At 43.6% G+C, this 18,276-nt stretch carries 15 protein-coding genes; 7 read left to right on the top strand and 8 right to left on the bottom strand.

The window, feature by feature from the left end; genetic code table 11:
• Positions 1-148: 148 nt before the first annotated feature.
• Entirely contained in the window at positions 149-1,450 is a 1,302-nt protein-coding gene (locus GX654_00950; protein NLD35418.1) for a CBS domain-containing protein, read from the bottom strand.
• Positions 1,451-1,715: 265 nt separating this feature from the next.
• Between GX654_00950 and GX654_00945 the strand changes: the two genes are divergently transcribed.
• On the top strand, positions 1,716-2,093 hold the full coding sequence (locus GX654_00945) for a SnoaL-like domain-containing protein (protein NLD35417.1): 378 nt from the start codon (positions 1,716-1,718) through the stop codon (positions 2,091-2,093).
• Positions 2,094-2,129: 36 nt separating this feature from the next.
• Entirely contained in the window at positions 2,130-3,632 is a 1,503-nt protein-coding gene (locus GX654_00940; protein NLD35416.1) for a serine protease, read from the top strand.
• Between the two features lie 116 nt (positions 3,633-3,748).
• Here the strand turns inward: GX654_00940 and rfbC are convergent, their stop codons facing one another.
• The 7 genes from rfbC to GX654_00905 all read right to left on the bottom strand — a co-directional run bounded on the left by rfbC (position 3,749) and on the right by GX654_00905 (position 12,098).
• Positions 3,749-4,315, bottom strand: a complete 567-nt coding sequence (gene rfbC, locus GX654_00935; protein ID NLD35415.1) for a dTDP-4-dehydrorhamnose 3,5-epimerase — start codon at positions 4,313-4,315, stop codon at positions 3,749-3,751.
• A complete protein-coding gene (gene rfbA / locus GX654_00930; protein NLD35414.1) occupies positions 4,315-5,190 on the bottom strand; it encodes a glucose-1-phosphate thymidylyltransferase RfbA in 876 nt (291 codons plus the stop codon). The genes rfbC and rfbA overlap by 1 nt, the downstream gene beginning before the upstream one ends.
• A 12-nt stretch (positions 5,191-5,202) precedes the next feature.
• Entirely contained in the window at positions 5,203-6,261 is a 1,059-nt protein-coding gene (rfbB, locus tag GX654_00925; protein NLD35413.1) for a dTDP-glucose 4,6-dehydratase, read from the bottom strand.
• Positions 6,262-6,266: 5 nt separating this feature from the next.
• Entirely contained in the window at positions 6,267-7,928 is a 1,662-nt protein-coding gene (gene ilvD / locus GX654_00920; GenBank protein NLD35412.1) for a dihydroxy-acid dehydratase, read from the bottom strand.
• An 84-nt stretch (positions 7,929-8,012) separates the two neighbouring features.
• Positions 8,013-9,653 carry an NAD+ synthase gene (locus tag GX654_00915; GenBank protein ID NLD35411.1) on the bottom strand — a complete coding sequence of 547 codons (1,641 nt, stop codon included), beginning with the start codon at positions 9,651-9,653 and terminating at the stop codon, positions 8,013-8,015.
• A gap of 79 nt (positions 9,654-9,732) precedes the next feature.
• A complete protein-coding gene (locus GX654_00910; GenBank protein ID NLD35410.1) occupies positions 9,733-10,920 on the bottom strand; it encodes a DegT/DnrJ/EryC1/StrS family aminotransferase in 1,188 nt (395 codons plus the stop codon).
• Positions 10,921-10,934: 14 nt separating this feature from the next.
• Positions 10,935-12,098, bottom strand: a complete 1,164-nt coding sequence (locus tag GX654_00905) for an iron-containing alcohol dehydrogenase (GenBank protein NLD35409.1) — start codon at positions 12,096-12,098, stop codon at positions 10,935-10,937.
• Between the two features lie 349 nt (positions 12,099-12,447).
• On the opposite strand from GX654_00905, the gene GX654_00900 reads away from it, so the two are divergent.
• The 5 genes from GX654_00900 (at position 12,448) to GX654_00880 (ending at position 18,262) form a co-directional block, all read left to right on the top strand.
• Complete coding sequence (locus GX654_00900) at positions 12,448-12,771, top strand: Hpt domain-containing protein (GenBank protein ID NLD35408.1); 324 nt, start codon at positions 12,448-12,450, stop codon at positions 12,769-12,771.
• A 114-nt stretch (positions 12,772-12,885) separates the two neighbouring features.
• Positions 12,886-13,188, top strand: a complete 303-nt coding sequence (locus GX654_00895; GenBank protein NLD35407.1) for an STAS domain-containing protein — start codon at positions 12,886-12,888, stop codon at positions 13,186-13,188.
• Positions 13,189-13,290: 102 nt separating this feature from the next.
• Positions 13,291-16,515 carry a response regulator gene (locus GX654_00890; protein NLD35406.1) on the top strand — a complete coding sequence of 1,075 codons (3,225 nt, stop codon included), beginning with the start codon at positions 13,291-13,293 and terminating at the stop codon, positions 16,513-16,515.
• A 123-nt stretch (positions 16,516-16,638) separates the two neighbouring features.
• Complete coding sequence (locus tag GX654_00885; protein NLD35405.1) at positions 16,639-17,070, top strand: purine-binding chemotaxis protein CheW; 432 nt, start codon at positions 16,639-16,641, stop codon at positions 17,068-17,070.
• Positions 17,071-17,137: 67 nt separating this feature from the next.
• Positions 17,138-18,262 (top strand): chemotaxis response regulator protein-glutamate methylesterase, encoded by a 1,125-nt coding sequence (locus GX654_00880; GenBank protein ID NLD35404.1) that lies wholly within the window; start codon positions 17,138-17,140, stop codon positions 18,260-18,262.
• The last annotated feature ends 14 nt before the right edge of the window (positions 18,263-18,276 follow it).

The raw sequence follows: 18,276 nt of genomic DNA, 5'->3' as shown, positions 1-18,276 counted from the left end.
TTTTAAAACTGTTTAAATCTGGATATAGTATGGCGCAATATAACAGGTTATGTTTTAGTTTACTATACTTAAAAGACAGAAATATGGTTTAATTTGTTAGTTGAAAGCTCAAAGCTGCATCCGGAAATGGCCTGTTCCCGGATGTACTCTATTCAGGAAGCAGGTCATAAAAAAATCTCATGGCGTCTGTTCGTGTGATAATGCCTATAAGCTCATTTTCCTTCATAACAGGGAGTCTGCCTATATCATGTTTTACCATAAGACGGGTAGCGCTCGATACAGTGCTGTTAAGGTCTATATTGATGACCTTCTCTGACATAAATGCCTTTACAGGTGCTTCCATCTGTTTTGTATCCTTTACCTTTTTAAAGTCGCTGCGAGAGATAATGCCCACAATGGATTTTTCCCTTGTTACAGGGACACCTGTGCACCCCTTTTCACGAAAGAGCATGGCCACCTCCTTCATGGTTGCTGTTTCAGACACAGTTATCACAGGGTATGACATAAGATCGCCTATACTTGGAGAAGATGGCTGTTTTGTCTTCATGATATCTATTATCATCTCTCTGATATGCCTCTGGTCAACAGATTTTATGACACCTGAACCTGCCCTTGGACGGCCACCGCCATTATCAAGATGGCTTAAAATAAAACCTATATTTATAGAATCTACAGCGCTTCTGCCTATAACAGCGCTCTGATTCCTTTTTTTGTCAATAAAAACGCCAAAGACTACATCAACACCCATTATCCTGTGGTATATATCCACGATAAGTGAAAGACCGGGCGAATGCCCTTTGACCTCAGTAAAATTAATGCTTACCCTGTTGCCGTTTACCTCTTCTATATTTCCCTTTTCAATCATCCTGAAAAGGAGCTGTTTCTGGATATGGCCATATTTGGGTTTGAGAAAACTGTTCACAATGTCTAGGTCAGCGCCATTATCCAGGAGAAAGGCAACTGCCCTTGCATCTATGCCCCTGCTTCCTGGAAATGATAGATTCCCGGTATCCTCATAAATGCCCGCAAGGAAGAGGGTCGCCTCAATCACTGAAACGGGGATACGCTTTTCTATGATTTTCGTTACCAGGAGACTCGTTGCAGAACCGCAATCCTGGACGCAACTCCATTCAGCATTGATATCTGACTCACCAGGGTGATGATCCCAGACATGAAAGGCCGCATTAAGTGAGGAATAACGCTCTGAATTTTCAATCCTTTCCCACCTGTTGGCATCCACTATTATGATCCTTTTTACTGAATCTAGATCCTGAGGGTTTCCTGATTCCTGATACTTGAGTTTATATTTATGCATAGAGAGGAAGTTTTTTACATTGGGGTTGATGCTTGCCGGAAGGTATGGCATTGCACCCGGATAGACCATGGATGCAGCAATGGAAGAGGCAATGGCATCAAAGTCTGCATTTTTGTGAGTGAGGATCATTTCCATGAATTACCATTAAAAAGGTGATAATCTGCTGAACTTATTATCGGTCGGGCTGAAAATAACTTGAATAATATTCTTTATTTACATATTCTCTGAATATAAATCAGCTTTGAGCTTTCAGCCATCAGCTTAAGGCATCAAAATCAAAAATTTGCTGGCTGCTGAACATTCCATCCTGTAAAAAAACAGTTACCGGATGAACATCAGGTAGTTTTTTGCCAGTGTTTTTCGGTTGATCACTAAAAACTATTATTTATTGGAGGCATAAATGTCGATTGAATATAACAAGAAACTGGTAATGAGGTTCCTTAATGAATTTATGATAGGTCATGATGTAAAGGTGCTTGATGAACTGCTCGGCCCTTCATACAGACAGCATAACCCCGGCGCAGGGCATGGCAAGGCAGCCCTTATAAAATTTTTTCAGGATTTCTGGGAGATACACCCAAAGCCCGGATATTACCTCAAAAGGATACTCGCGGAAAATGACCTTGTCGCCATACATTATCATTTTCAGCCTGAACAGGACGAACCTGGATATGCCATTGTGGATATCTTCAGGGTTGAAAACGAGAAGCTGGTTGAGCACTGGGATGTATGCCAGGATATGCCTGAAAGTGCAGAGAATGACAGTCCGATGTTTTAGTAAATATATTATGAGGTGTGGAGGTACTGAAAACAGATGCGTGATAATCCCATTAAGGTCTTTTCTTATAAAATCATATTACTTGCTATTGCTGCTGCCATCACAACGATTTATCCTGCCAATGCACAGCTGGAGATAGAAAAATCGGTTGTAAAGATACATACAAATCAGAGAAGACCGGATGTATTTAATCCCTGGTCCAAGATGCCGGCTAATGAGATATCGGGCACGGGTGTTATTATTGCCGGAAACAGGATACTCACCAATGCCCATGTGGTAATGTATGCGAGCCAGGTTTATGTGCAGCCATACCAGTCCGCAGATAAATTACCCGCAAAGGTGAAAGGTATTGCACCAGGTATTGACCTGGCCCTGCTTGAGGTGGATGATGGCGCCTTTTTCAGTGACCACCCGCCATTGACACTATCTGCAATAGTGCCAAAGACCGGACAGAAGGTAAATGCCTATGGATACCCCATAGGGGGGACGGGTGTTTCTGTGACAGGGGGCATCATCTCAAGGATAGAGTTCAGCCCATATTATTATAATACCGCGGGCTTAAGGATACAGGTAGATGCTGCCCTTAATCCGGGCAACAGCGGTGGCCCGGCCATATCAGAAAATGAGATAATCGGCATTGTCTTCAGCGGGATCAGGCAGGCGGATAATATCGGGTATATTATCCCGGTTGAGGAGGTCAATATCTTTTTAAAGGATATGGAAGATGGCAGATATGATGGCAAACCCATGATGTTTGACCAGCTTCAGACCCTTGAAAATGATGCACTGAGGGAAAAGCTTAAACTGGATAAAATCCAGACAGGTATGATGGTTACAACCCCCTATGGCGATGGTGACAAGGGTTTATTAAAGAAATGGGATATTATTACAAAGATAGGTGATGAGAAGATAGATAATGATGGAAAGATCATAACAAAGGATGGCATGCGCCTCCATTTTGCATACCTGATTCAGCATATGGAAAAAAAGGGGCATATAAGCCTGACTGTTTTACGCGATGGGAAAGAGATAATAATTGATATGCCGCTTTTAAGAGAAAAAAATTCTCTTGTGCCGGATTTAAAGGATGGGTATCCAAGCTATTTCATATATGGGCCTCTGGTGTTTTCACCCGCTACAAATGATTTTTTAAGGTATCTTCAGAGAGAGTGGCTGGGAAATCTTTTAAGGAGTTCAAGCCCCCTGATCACAAGGCTCAATGACACAGCAACAGAGGAGCAGGAGCAGCTGATTGTTATATCATCAAGGATGTTTTCCAACCGTATCACAAAGGGGTACGGTGATCCAATGGCCCAGGTTATAAAAGATATAAATGGTATAAAGATAAAGAATATAAGACATCTGGTTGAGGTTTTACAGAACTCCAAAGAGTATATTGAGATAAATTTTGAGGGTAATTTTGTAGAGACCATGATCTTCAGGAAGGCTGATATGGAAGCTGCCACAGAGGAGATCCTTACTGAGAATGGCATAAGGTTCCAGTGCTCCAGTGACCTGATGGACATGATAAAAAGATAGGGGTTGGGCTAAAAGATAAAACCCTGAACCGCGAATTACGCGAAAGGCGCGAAAGTAAAAAAAAGGAAAATAAAACTTTTCGTGTGGTTCGTGTGTTTCGCGGTTAAAAATGCATCTTATTCATTCCGATAAACAGGCAAATGCCCTTCCTGTGTATCCCTGAGCGGGGGGTATCTGCTGTCCTTTTCTGATAAGAGGGGCTTTTCTATTGGCCAGTCAATACCTATATCAGGCGCATTCCATGCAATGCCATATTCATCACCGGGAGAATATACGTCTGTACATTTATATGTTACATCCGCCTCTTCACTCATAACACAGAAGCCATGCGCAAAACCGGGCGGTATATAAAACTGTCTCTTGTTTTTATCAGATAAAACCGCACCGGTCCATTTACCGAAAAAGGGTGAACCTTTTCTTATATCCACTGCCACATCATATATCTCGCCCCTTACCACATAAATGAGTTTACCCTGAGGGTGTTTGAGCTGGTAGTGGAGCCCGCGCAGGGTGCCTTTGACTGAGTGTGAATGGTTGTCCTGTATAAACGGTGTGCTAATGCCATTTTCAGCATACCTGGTAAAATGGTATGTCTCCAGAAAAAAGCCCCTTGCGTCATTGAATACGGCTGACTCTATAATAACTGCACCGGGAAGGTCTGTTTTTATAAATGATACTGGCATTAAGTCTGCTCCCCGTCCACTATGGAGATAAGGTATCTGCCATACTCATTGTTCCTGTATTCCTTTGCCAGATCCATAAGCTGTTCAGCGTTAATATAACCGAGCTGATAGGCTATCTCCTCAATACAGGATATCTTGATCCCCTGCCGCTCCTGTATGGTCTCAACATAATTTGATGCCTGCTGAAGCGCCTCATGGGTTCCTGTATCGAGCCAGGCAAACCCTCTGCCTAAAAGCTCCACCCTCAGCTGACCGCGTCTTAAGTATTCAAGGTTTACATCGGTTATCTCATACTCTCCGCGTGGAGAGGGCTTAAGGTTTTCCGCTATCTCTATCACGCTGTTGTCATACATATAGAGGCCCGGCACAGCATACCTGGATTTTGGCTTGGCCGGTTTTTCTTCAATGCCTACAACATTTTTATCCTTATCAAACTCCACAACGCCATATCTTTCAGGGTCTTTAACAAGGTAACCGAATATAAGGCCGCCTTTATCCAGTTTTACTGCATTCTTTAGTATGGCATCAAGATTGTTGCCATAAAAGATATTGTCTCCAAGTATAAGGCATACATTATCCTTGCCGATAAACTTTTTACCGATGGTAAATGCCTGTGCAAGGCCGTCAGGGCTGGGCTGCTCCTCATATGTAAACCTTATGCCAAGTTTTGACCCATCCCCAAGGAGCCTTTTAAAGCCTGGGAGATCAACCGGTGTGCTTATTATTAATATCTCTCTTATGCCCCCTGCCATCAGGATGCTCAGAGGATAATATATCATTGGTTTGTCATAGATTGGTAAAAGTTGTTTACTTACCACCCTTGTTAATGGATATAAACGTGTCCCTGATCCGCCAGCAAGTATAATTCCCTTCAATTGGATGCTCCTTTATATTGGTTTCCCATATTGTTTATCTATCCATGACTGGTATTCACCGCTTTTTACACGATCTATCCAGCCCCTGTTATCAAGGTACCATCTTATTGTCTTTTCAAGACCGGTCTCAAATGACTCTGAAGGATGCCAGCCTAAATCCCTCTGTATCTTAGTGGAGTCTATGGCATAACGCCTGTCATGACCGGGCCTGTCCTTTACAAATGTGATCAAATCCCTTCTTGATTTGTGATTTTTAGGTTTTTCATTTTTATCCAGATAATCACATATCAGTTCAACAATGCGGATGTTCTCCATCTCATTATTACCGCCAATATTGTATGTCTCACCCCTTTTACCCCTGTCCATTACCATTTTTATGGCGCTGCAATGGTCTTTTACATAGAGCCAGTCACGCACATTTTTCCCGTCGCCATAAACCGGAAGCTGTATCTCGGAAAGGGCATTAAGGATAATTAAGGGTATCAGCTTTTCAGGAAATTGGTATGGGCCATAATTATTACTGCAATTTGAGATGGTGACAGGGAGATTATAGGTCTTGAAATATGCCCGCACCAGGTGATCAGATGATGCCTTGGATGCGGAATAGGGGCTGTTTGGTTTGTATGGTGTGGTCTCAGTGAAAAGCCCCTCTGTGCCAAGACTCCCAAAGACCTCATCTGTGCTCACATGATGAAAGAGCTTAATATTATTCTGGTATTTTCTGGCACATTCAAGCAGGTTGAATGTGCCGATGATATTTGTATAAATAAAATCTGATGGGCCAACAATTGATCTGTCAACATGGGATTCTGCTGCAAAATGGCAGACCGTATCTATTGAATATGCACTGAACAGAGGCTCTATTGCATCCATGCTGCATATGTCTGCCTTGATAAAGATGTAGCGTCCAGGGTATTTCTCGTTAAGCCCCTCCAGGTTTTCCGGGTTACCTGCGTAGGTGAGTTTATCAAGATTGATAATTCGACCCCTGAAATCAGCATCCTCAAGCAGATACCTGATAAAGTTGCTCCCTATAAAACCGCTCCCGCCTGTTACCAGTAGATTATCCATATATATCATTCCTTGAATATAGCGCCTGTATTGGCTGAGGTTACCTGTTTTGCATACCTGTAAAGATAGCCTATCTTCACCTTGTAATCCGGCCTTTTCCATTCAGCGGAACGCTTTTTAATCTCCTCGTCCGTGAGTTTTACATTGAGTGTACGTGCAGGTATATTTATCTCAATTATATCCCCTTCCATGAGTATTCCTATGGGCCCGCCCTCCTGTGCCTCCGGTGATACATGGCCTATGGCTGCTCCGCGTGTGCCGCCTGAGAACCTGCCGTCTGTTATAAGCGCAACCTCTTTATCCAGGCCGACCCCTGCAAGGGCGGATGTTGGGGATAACATCTCCCTCATGCCAGGGCCCCCTTTAGGACCTTCATAACGGATTACTATTACATCACCCTTTTTGATCTTCTCATCCATAATGGCCTTCATGGCCTCCTCTTCACTGTTATAGATTCGTGCAGGGCCTGAGTGGGCGAGCATTGATGGGTCAACAGCAGACTTTTTAACAACAGCGCCAAGCGGGGCAAGGTTACCAAAAAGTATTGCAAGACCGCCATCAGCAGAATAGGGGGCATCGATCTTTTTTATGATATCAGGATCAAGGGACTCTGCCTTCCCCACAATCTCTTTAACCTTTTTACCGGTTACTGTGATTATATCTTTATGGAGCAGCCCTTTTTTCATCAGCTCTCCCATAACCGCTGTTACACCCCCTGCTGCATGGAGGTCTTCTATATGGGCTGACCCTGCCGGAGATATCTTGCAAAGGTTGGGTGTCTCTGCGCTTATCTTGTTAAAGAGGTCAAGATCAAGCTTAAAGCCTGCTTCATGGGCAATAGCAGGGAGGTGCAGCACTGTGTTTGTTGAGCTGCCTATAGCCATCTCCACATGCATGGCGTTTTCAAATGCCTCCATGGTGGCAATGTCCCTTGGCTTTATGTCATCAGCTACAAGCTTCATTATTCGTTTACCTGCCTCCTTGGCAAGCCTCTGTCTTTCTGCCATTACAGCAGGGATGGTGCCGTTTCCGGGGAGGGCAAGGCCAAGTGCCTCACTCAGGCAGTTCATGGAGTTTGCTGTAAACATCCCTGAACATGATCCAGCCCCAGGGCACGCGTTTTCTTCCATGTCATGAAGCTCATCCTCGGTGATCTTGCCTGCCTTTCTTGCGCCTACTGCTTCAAAGACAGTAATAAGATCAATATTCCTATCCCTGACCTTTCCTGCCAGCATTGGCCCTCCGCTTATGATAATAGAGGGTATGTTAAGCCTGAGCATGGCCATAAGCATGCCCGGTACGATCTTGTCGCAGTTGCATACAAGCACAAGGCCGTCAAAGGGGTAGGCAGTGGCCATTATCTCTACAGAGTCTGCAATCAGTTCCCTTGAAATCAGTGAATATTTCATCCCCTCATGGTTCATGGCAATACCATCGCAAACGCCTATTGTGGGAAACTCCAGTGGTGTGCCGCCATTCATGGCTATACCCATCTTGATGGATGTTACAAGGCTGTCTAAATGGATATGGCCCGGTATCACCTCGTTTGCCGAGTTTGCTATGCCGATTATCGGTCTGTTTAATTCATCATCTGTAAGCCCCATTGCCTTGCATAAAGACCTGTGAGGCGCCCTTTCCAATCCCTTTTTCATCTTGTCTGATCGCATTTGTTTCTCCTTAAAATCAAGTTCGAAGTGTGAAGTAACTAAAGTTCGAAATTAACTTCAAACTTCGAACTTCCAACTTCGTATTTAAAAAAATTCTCCCCCTCTGGCTATGGGATACCTCCTTCCATATCCGAATGCCTTTGAGGTTACCTTGAGGCCGGGTGATGCCTGCCTTCGCTTATATTCATTAATTACTATACGTCTGAATGTATCCTTTACGATAGAGGGATCATATCCCTGTTCTACTATCTCTTCAAAGGAAAGATTTTTTTCCACAATATTTTCTATTAATTGATCAAGCATATCATATGGGGGTAAAGAGTCCTGGTCTGTCTGGTTTGGCCTCAACTCAGCAGATGGCGGACGCTCTATGATCTCCTGCGGGATTATCACTTTTTCCCTGTTTATAAACCTTGCCACCCTGTAACATATGGTCTTTGGCACATCTGAAATAACAGCAAGCGCACCGCACATGTCACCATACAGAGTGCAGTAACCGGTGGCTGTCTCGGATTTGTTCCCTGTAGTTAAGAGCAGTGCATTAAATTTGTTTGACATGGCCATAAGTATGCTGCCCCTGATCCTGGCCTGCAGGTTCTCCTCTGTCTCATTCTCCTTGAGCCCCTTAAACATGTGGGAAAGGGCGCTCTTATAGCTGTCAAAGATATCTGTAATCGGGATTTCATCAAAATGGATGGCCAGGTTTTTAGCAAGGTCTCTTGCACATCTTTTACTCAGGTCTGATGTATATTGTGAAGGCATACTTATGCCTGTAACATTTTCAGGGCCAAGTGCCTTTGCGGCTATAAAGGCCACAAGGGATGAATCCAGACCGCCTGATAAGCCAACAAGTACCTTTTTAAAGCCGCACTTTGTAACATAGTCCCTGATACCCAGTGTAAGACAGTTTATAATAGATACCTCCTCTGCCGGCCATGGATCAGTGACTGGCGAATAATCCGTATCACTGTCCCATAAAAGTGTATCGGACTGGAATTCTTTACCCCGAAGAATAAGCCTGCCTTTTTTATCAAACACCATGCTTGACCCGTCAAACACAAGGTCATCGTTACCACCGACCTGGTTGCAGTATATTATCGGGAGCCCATATTTACAGGCAATCTTTTCAAGCACCTTCATCCTTAAGGAGGGTTTTTGTATGGTAAATGGGGATGCAGAGATATTAATCAGGATATCGATGCCTTTCTGGGCCAATTCTTCAACAGGGTCAACACTGTATCTGTGAAGGTTCCCTATATCACCCACATTCCATATGTCTTCACAGATAGTTACCCCAATTATTTTATTATCAAGTTCAATGTAAAGGCTATTTTCAGCAGGTTCAAAATACCTGGTTTCGTCAAATACATCATAGCTGGGCAACAACTTTTTGCCACCAGTACAGATGACCCTGCCATTTTGTAAAAATGCCACGCCATTGATAAGGGGCTTTCCTTTTTCTGATTTGTTTATATCTGCAAAACCGCAAATAATTCCAGTATTTAAAGACTCTTTTGAAAGCTTTTCCAGATATTCCAGGTTTCTTTTTATGAAAGCAGGTTTTTCTAGGAGGTCCTTGGGCGGATAACCCATGAGCGTGAGTTCCGGAAATACCGCAAGATCACATCCTGATAATGATGCTTTCCTTACCGCTTCAGAGACCAGTGATAGGTTATGCTCAAAATCACCGATAATCGGGTTTATCTGATGGATGGATATTTTCATAGTAAACAAGCTCAAAGCTCAAAGCTCAAAGTTGAAAGCTCAAAGTTCTTACTACATCTTCGAGCTTCGAGCTTCTCTCTTATACACCCCTCCCTGCCTTTTCTATTGCCTTTAACAGCCCCGGCATCTTCTCTTCCATATTCAGGGTAATCTGAATGGTAAGGGCCCTTGACATTATGGCTGCTGTTTTGGGCAGGGCATTTTTATCATAGCTGCATCTTGTCTGGCCTTCAGGGGTTTTAAAGGGATACCCTGTTCTTGTCAGGCTTTTACCCCCAATCAGATGCTCCCACCTCTCATAATAGTGCCAGTCATTATCATACCAGTATACAGCGCCATAACCCTCAGCAGCCATGATTTTATTGAATTCCCTTGCACGTTTTTCATCAGGCAGTAGAAATATCATAAATGTTGCGGTGTCACCGGATGGGTCAGGTATATGGCGGAATGTAATATCCCTGAACTGTGAAAGTGTTTCTTTAATTCTTGCCTTGTTGCCTCTCTGTATCTTAAGGATATTATCGAGCTTTTTAAGCTGTGCAACACCCAGCGCCCCCTGAAGCTCCATCATTCGGTAATTAAAGCCTATATAGCTGCGTTTCTCAAGCCCCCTTGAGACATTTGGGTTGTGATCATGCCCGTGGTCAGAGTACTCTGATGCCTTTGTGTGCAATGCCTTATCATTTGTAAGTACTATGCCGCCTTCACCGGTGGTCAGAGTCTTGACCGCATCAAACGAAAAGGTGCCAAAGCTGCCAAATGTACCAAGCGCCCTGCCATTGCAACTGCCCCCGGTAGATTGTGCTGTATCCTCAAGTACAGGTATGCCGTGTTTATCAGCTACCCTCATTATCTCCTCTATATTTGCGTGTGAACCGCACATATGGACAGGGATAATCGCCTTTGTTTTAGGGGTTATTTTTTTTTCAAGATCCTTGGGATCAAGGCACAGGGTATCATCTATCTCTGCAAATACAGGCACTGCGCCTGCATCCAGGATAGACTCCCATGTGGCGATAAATGTGAATCCCTGTGTAATAACCTCATCACCCGGCCCTACACCGAGCGCAGCAAGGGCTACCCTTAAAGCCGCAGTCCCGGATGATACTGCAAGGGCATAGCCTGCATTGCAGTATTTGGCGAAATTACGCTCAAATTCCAGCACCTTGCTGTTTTCTTTATGCTCATACCTGAGCAGCATCTTTTTTGATAAGGCCTTCTGTACCTCTTCAATCTCTTCCTGTCCTATAATCTCATATCCTGGCATTTTTTTTCCTTTCTCTATCCTTCATAGGCATTTCTGTATATCTCCATTGCCGCCTCTTCTGTCATTGGCCTGGGGTTATTTGCTATCGGTACAGCAACCTGCATGGCCGCCTTTGCCATCTCAGGTATGGAGTCTTCAGGTATATCAAGTTCCTTCAGGGTCATTGGCACACCTATATCCTGTGCAAGTTCAAAAACTGTATCAGCCACAAGCGACGCATATTCCCTGCCTGAAAGCTCTCCCATCTCCTGATCCATGCACATTGCCATATTACAGAATTTGTCGATATTTCCGGGATAGTTGTATTCAAGCACGTATGGAAGCAGAAGGCCGTTACCAATACCATGGGGCACATCAAATATTGCGCCCATAGGGTAGGCCATAGCATGCACTGCGCCGACACCGGCCATGGCAAGGCCCAATCCGGCAAGGTAGCTCCCCATCATCATATTTTCACGGTATTTCAGGTTCTTTCCGTCAAATACCGCACCTCTCAGGTTATCCATTATCAGTTCAATGGCCCTGAGCGATACTGTCTCACTCATGAAATGGGCCTTAAGTGATGTATATGACTCAATGGCATGTGTGAGCGCATCCATGCCGGTATATGCTGTAACCATTGGAGGGAGGTCTATCGTAAGTTCAGGGTCAAGTATTGCGGTGTGTGGGTAAAGATAGGGGCTGTTGATCCCGCCCTTCTTTTTAGTATCCCTCTGCGTGAAAACAGCGGTAAGGGTTGTTTCGCTGCCTGTGCCCGCGGTGGTAGGCACCATGATCGTCGGGATGCCCTGTTTTCTTACCTTGTTTTGTCCAATATAATCAACTGCCTTCCCCTCATTTTTAACGAGTACTGCGATGGCCTTTGCAATATCCATTGTGCTCCCGCCGCCCACACCTATGACGCACTGCACCTTTTCCTTGAGAGCGAGTTCTGTTGCAAGGTCTGCAACCTTTGGGTCAGGTTCAGGGGTTACATCCGAAAATATATAAGATCTGATCCTTGCGGATTTAAGTGATTCTTTAACCTTTTCGGCAATAGCCGATCTTGATAATGTCTGATCAATAACAAGAAGCACCTTTGATGCATCCAGTTTTTTACACTCGTTTCCAAGTTCCATTACAGAACCTGAACCGAAAATTGTCTTTTTAACACCTTCTATAGTCTTGATATTATACATATATTACCCCTTTAGATTGTTTTGCTAGGACGATGCTTTTTAAAACGGCTACCCCTGGCGTTGACTGTTTTTCTTTTATCATTACTGAGAAGCTGATATCTTTATGAAATCCCATGATAAAGATAAAATGAATTACATCAATATCAATTATTTTTCAAGTTATTAAAAAGGTTTATTTGGCCTTTAAACCGGCAAGTTCTTCTTAAATTTCAGTCTTTAACAGGGGTTTTTATATGAAAAAATAATGATAATTAATGTCTGGCATAATTATCGCATAATGATTGAAAAGTAAAATATTCGCATTGTTTTAGAATAAAGATCCTAAAGGGTTTTTATACAGGAGGAAGAGATGGATTTTTTAACACCAGCCCAAAGGCTTGGGCTTGAAATTGAGGAATATATTGAGCTTATAGAGCTGTTTCTTTCCACAGGTGATACGGATATAGGCGGAATGGAGAAGGCCGCTGCGGCTCATGATTATGCTGCCCTGGTGGAGCGTGCCCATTCATTAAAGGGGTCATCAGGTAATCTTTGGCTGACTGAGATTTATGAAAAGGCAAAACAGATAGAGATGAATGCAAAGGCAAATAGCCTTGAGGGGTTTAATAGCCTGTTATTGCAGATAAAACAGGAGGTTAATATTATTACTGATTCACTTAAAGGGCAGGTGTAAGAAATCAGGATTTACTGTTTTCCAAATGTCAAAAAAGCGTCGCATTCAGTCAACCGAATGACTGGTAATCTATATATTTCTTATTCTTAAAGCTGTGTAAAACTGGAGGTTTAAATGGTTGAAGGCAGGAAAACAAATAAAAAAACAGTTAAGCCGGGCAAGGATATATCCGGGTCAATTGTTGAGGATCTTAGGCTTAAACTTTTAAAGCTGATCAATAAGGATGTTAATGAGCTGGCAATAGACATGAAGGGCGTCAATATGATTGATTCAACAGGTCTGGGGGTATTGATAGCAGCCAGAAACTCACTGGATAAGGCTGGAGGGTTGCTCAGGCTTACCAATGTATCTGAAAATATAGATAACCTTTTCAAGATGATGGGCATTGACAGATACCTGAATACAGATGGTGTATAACAGGATAACCCTCTGTGTGGTTATCGTAAATATATAAAGGTAAATGAAAGAACCTGTGGGCTGTTTATATGAACAGGGTGTAAATAGCAATGGAGGATAAAAATGAGTATGCAGGATGATGAGACCTTGAGACTTTATGTGGAAGAATCATTAGAGCACCTGGCAGATATTGAGAATGATCTGCTGGCCATTGAAAAGGATGGCGCCGATATTAACGAGGAGCTGGTTAACAAGGTGTTCCGCGCTGCCCATTCAATTAAGGGCGGGGCAGGTTTTATGGGGCTTAACAACATAAAAGAGCTGTCCCATAAGATGGAAAATGTACTGGGCATGATTAGAGAAAGGGAGATGGTTCCAAATCCTGAAATTGTCAATATACTCCTTCTCGCATCAGATACGCTAAGGAACCTGCTTAATAATGTAGGCGCCAGTAATGAGATGCCTATTGAAGAACATGTTAATGCCCTTATTGCGCTTACCGCAGTTGCTGTTCCTGAGAAAAAGGCAGAAAAAAAAGAGCAAAACATAGACCTGATATTTGAGAATGGTAGGATGGTCTTTAATGTTTCATCATCTGACCTCAATAATTCAAGGAAAAAGGGGCAATACATATACCTGGCAGTGCTTGACCTTGTTCAGGATGTTGAAAAAAAGGGGCTTACAGCAGCGGAGATACTGAAAAGACTTAGTGAAAGCGGGACGATCCTATCTAATGAGGTGGATGTGCAGTCGGTTGGCACACTGGACAACTATTCAAGCTCCAGTAAAGTGCCTCTTCTTGTCCTGTTCGGCACCATACTTGAACCTGAAATGATTAATGCCCTTTTTGATATTGATGAGGATAATATTTACCTTCTTGAAAACAATAACAGTTTTATAAGTCTCACCGAATATGGTGAGTCAAAGGCCTCCCCTGAAATCAAGATGCCTGAAGAGAGTCCTGTTATTCAGCCTGTAGAAAAATTGTTTAAAGAAGAGGCATCTCCATTCCCTGCCCCTGAAACTGCTTCAGGTGTTGCTTTCGGCAGAGAAAGTGATTCAGCAAATTCCTCAAGCGCCAAGACATCTGAGACCAGTCTTAGGGTTAATGTAAGCCTGCTGGATTCTCTCATGACGCTGGCAGGAGAGCTTGTGCTAGGCAGAAACCAACTAATGCAGTCTATTGGTCAGAAGGATATCAGGGCAATAGAGGGGACAGGGCAGAGGCTGGATCTTATAACATCAGAGATCCAGGAAGCAATCATGATGACAAGGATGCAGCCTATCGGTAATGTATTTAACAAGTTTCCAAGGGTTGTAAGAGACCTTGCCCGCAACCTGAACAAAGAGGTAAAACTCACAATAGAGGGTGAAGGGGTAGAGCTTGATAAGACAATCCTTGAGGCAATCAATGATCCTCTTACACATCTTGTCAGAAATTCAGTTGATCACGGTATAGAACTCCCAGCTGAAAGGCAGAGGGCAGGAAAGGAATCTACCGGCCATTTGATGCTCAAGGCCTATCATGAGGCAGGGCAGGTGAATATCGAGATCAGGGATGATGGAAAAGGGATGAATCCTGACAAACTGGCAAAGGTCGCCCTTGAAAAAAAGGTTATAACAGAGGATCAGGCAATATCCATGTCTGATAAGGAAAAGATCAATCTGATCTTCCTCCCCGGTTTTTCAACAGCGGAAAAGGTAAGCGATGTGTCCGGTCGTGGTGTTGGTATGGATGTTGTCAAGACCAACCTCGATAAACTGGGCGGTGTGGTAGATATAGAATCTAAAATAGGAAAAGGCACAATCATAAAAATCAAGCTGCCCCTTACTCTGGCTATTATTCCGAGTCAGCTGATAAGCGTATGCGGTGAAAGATACGCAATACCCCAGGTTAACCTTGAAGAGCTTTTCAGGATACCTGCAAATCAGGTAAAAGATAGGATAGAAAAGGTCGGTGATGCAGAGGTTGTAAGGTTAAGAGGAAGCCTGCTTCCCCTGATCAGGCTTTCCGATGTTATAGGTATTGAAAGAGAATACCTTGACCCCAGCGAAAAAATCAAAAAATCCGACAGAAGGGAAAGCATATCAGACAGAAGGGGCAGAAAGAGCCCTCTTAAAAAGGCTATTAAAGCTGATGATGTGATCAGCACTATCAATGAGAAAATCGATGAACAGGGGGTGGATGATAGCATTGATGATTATTCAAACCGAAGAAAAAAATCCATTGATCGGAGATATCATGCCTCCAGTGCTGTAAATATTGTTGTGGTCTATACAGGGGCGCTGAAATATGGTCTTGTTGTTGATCAGCTTCACGACTCAGAAGAAATCGTTGTAAAACCTCTAGGAAGACATCTCAAACACTGCAAGGCTTATGCAGGCGCCACCATAATGGGCGATGGCCGTGTAGCCCTGATCCTTGATGTGGCAGGGATTTCCAAGATGGCCCGACTCATCTCAATGGATGGCACTGAAAGGGCGGTTCAGGTTGCAAAGGAACAGAGGATGAAGAATCAGAAGGATATCCAGTCCCTGCTTATTTTCAGGAATGCTGAAGATGAGCAGTTTGCAGTTCCACTGGGGCTTGTTGAAAGGGTGGAGAAGATAAAGCGGACTGACATAGAACATGTTGGAGGTAAAAAGGTCATACAGTACAGGGGTGAAAGCCTGCCTTTATTTGCTATAGAACAGGTAGCCAATGTCAAACCCCTGGCTGATAAGGAAGACCTGCTCGTAATAGTGTTTTCTATCGGAGGAAGGGATATCGGCCTTCTGGCCACACCGCCACTTGATTCAACAGAGGAGGCCCTGACAGTAGATGATATGACCTTAAAGCAGACCGGGATCATGGGTTCAGCAATAATAGGGAATCAGACAACCTTAATGGTAAATATTTTCGGGATTGTCGAGGCACTTAACCCTGACTGGTTTACCAAAAAGGAAACCGTTATGGTTTCTGAAAACAAGGCCGCTACTGTACTCTATGCTGAAGACTCCAATTTTTTCAGGGGCCAGGTTTCTGAATACCTTAAGGAAGACGGGTATAATGTTATTGAGGCAGAAGATGGCCGGATTGCCTTCGATCTTATTGAAAAACATATAGATGAAATTTCTCTTGTTATAACTGACATAGAGATGCCCAACATGGATGGCTTTGAGCTGACATCAATGATTAAAAAAGATGCAAGATTCAGGCATCTTCCTGTGATTGCCCTTACAACAATGGCGAGCGACGAAGATATGTCAAAGGGCAGTAAAGTCGGAATAGATGACTACCAGATTAAGCTGGATAAGGAAAAGCTGATGAAAAGCGTTTTCCAGCATCTCAAGGCAGCAACGAAATAGGAAATGACCATGTAACAGGTATGTTTAAATCGTTTTTGTAAAAACTATATACCGGATTAATGATGCGGGAGGTAATAATAAATGGCTAACCAGGCGGACAATAGAAATGCAGGGAATAAAACAATGGAGCTGGCAACATTTTATGTCGGTGATTCACTGTGCGGAATGGATATATTAAAGGTACAGGAGATAAATAAACTCCTTGAGATGACAGAGGTTCCGCTTGCCCCTGATTATGTAAAGGGGATACTGAACCTTAGAGGTCAGATAGTTACTGTCATAGACCTTGGAAACAAACTCAGTCTGGCAGACACAGAGATCTCCAGCGAAACCAGAAACATAATCGTCAATTCAAATGGTGAATATATAGGTCTTCTTGTGCAGAGGATAGGGGATGTTGAAAGGACAGAAGAGGATAAAATAGAGCCTCCGCCGGCAAATATCGGAGGCATTCAGGGGAGGTATTTTGAGGGTGTCTTTAAAAAGGAAAAGAGCCTGATCGGCATACTCAATGTGGAAGAGATCCTGAAGGATGACGGCAGTCAGACCATTTAGGTATCAGACAGAGATTAATCCAGGGCTTGATCTTTCAATTGAAAGAAAAAAGGAATTATAGGACTTAATGGAAAAAAACCCCCTCAGAGTGCTTGTGGTTGACGATACCGTGGTTTATCGCAAGACCGTGAGTGATGTGCTGGCTGAGATACCAGGCGTTGAGGTAGTCGGGACAGCTAATAATGGCAAGATTGCCATGATGAAGATAGCCTCCCTGAAACCAGACCTGATTACACTTGATATTGAAATGCCTGAGATGAACGGGCTTGACGTATTGAGGGCACTGAAAACAGAGGCCCCTGATGTTGGCGCCATTGTTTTAAGCACACTTACTCACAAGGGCGGTGATCTCACCATAAAGGCGCTTGAGCTGGGCGCATTTGACTATATTACAAAACCGGAAACCGGAAGCATTGAAGAGAGCAAAAGAACAATAAAAAAGATCCTTGATCTTTTACTAAAGAGTTTCTCCAGACATCTGGAGATGAAAAAGATCCTGCGGAGCGCAAATTATGGAAAGGCATATTCGACAGAGACATTACCAGGCCAGCCCGATTTAAGGACATCACGATACAGCGCAACAACATCAACAAGGTCACACAGAAAGGCAAAAGCGGAAATTATAGGGATTGGAATATCAACCGGAGGGCCAAAGGCTCTATCTGAAATGATGCCCAGGATCCCTGCCAATATTAATGTGCCTATATTAATCGTACAGCATATGCCTCCTATGTTTACCAATTCACTTGCGAAAAGTCTTAATGCCAGGTGCGCCATTGAGGTTAAGGAGGCAGAGGATGGCGAGGTAATCAGGCCAAATGTTGCATTTATTGCCCCTGGAGGAAAGCAGATGAAGGTAGTAGCAGGCGTGGACGGACTTAGCAGGATAATAAGGATAACGGATGATCCTCCTGAGAACAGCTGTAAACCCTCTGTGGATTACCTTTTCAGGTCAATTGCCGAGCATTATGTGGGGCGTTCTGCCGGTGTAATTATGACAGGTATGGGTTCAGATGGCACACTCGGGTTAAGGCTGATGAAGAGAAACGGCTCATTCATCATAGCCCAGGATGAACCAAGCTGCGTTGTCTTTGGTATGCCGAAAAAGCCTATTGATGAGGGGATTGTTGATATTATTGCCCCACTGGAAAGGCTTGCTGATGAGATAGTTAGCAGTATAAAATCTATTTAAGAAAAGTGGTTGCG

The organism is Desulfatiglans sp., from assembly GCA_012513605.1.
GTDB lineage: Bacteria > Desulfobacterota > DSM-4660 > Desulfatiglandales > HGW-15 > JAAZBV01.
The sequence above is the reverse complement of the archived record's forward strand: the minus strand, read 5'-3'. Positions and strand labels throughout refer to the sequence as shown.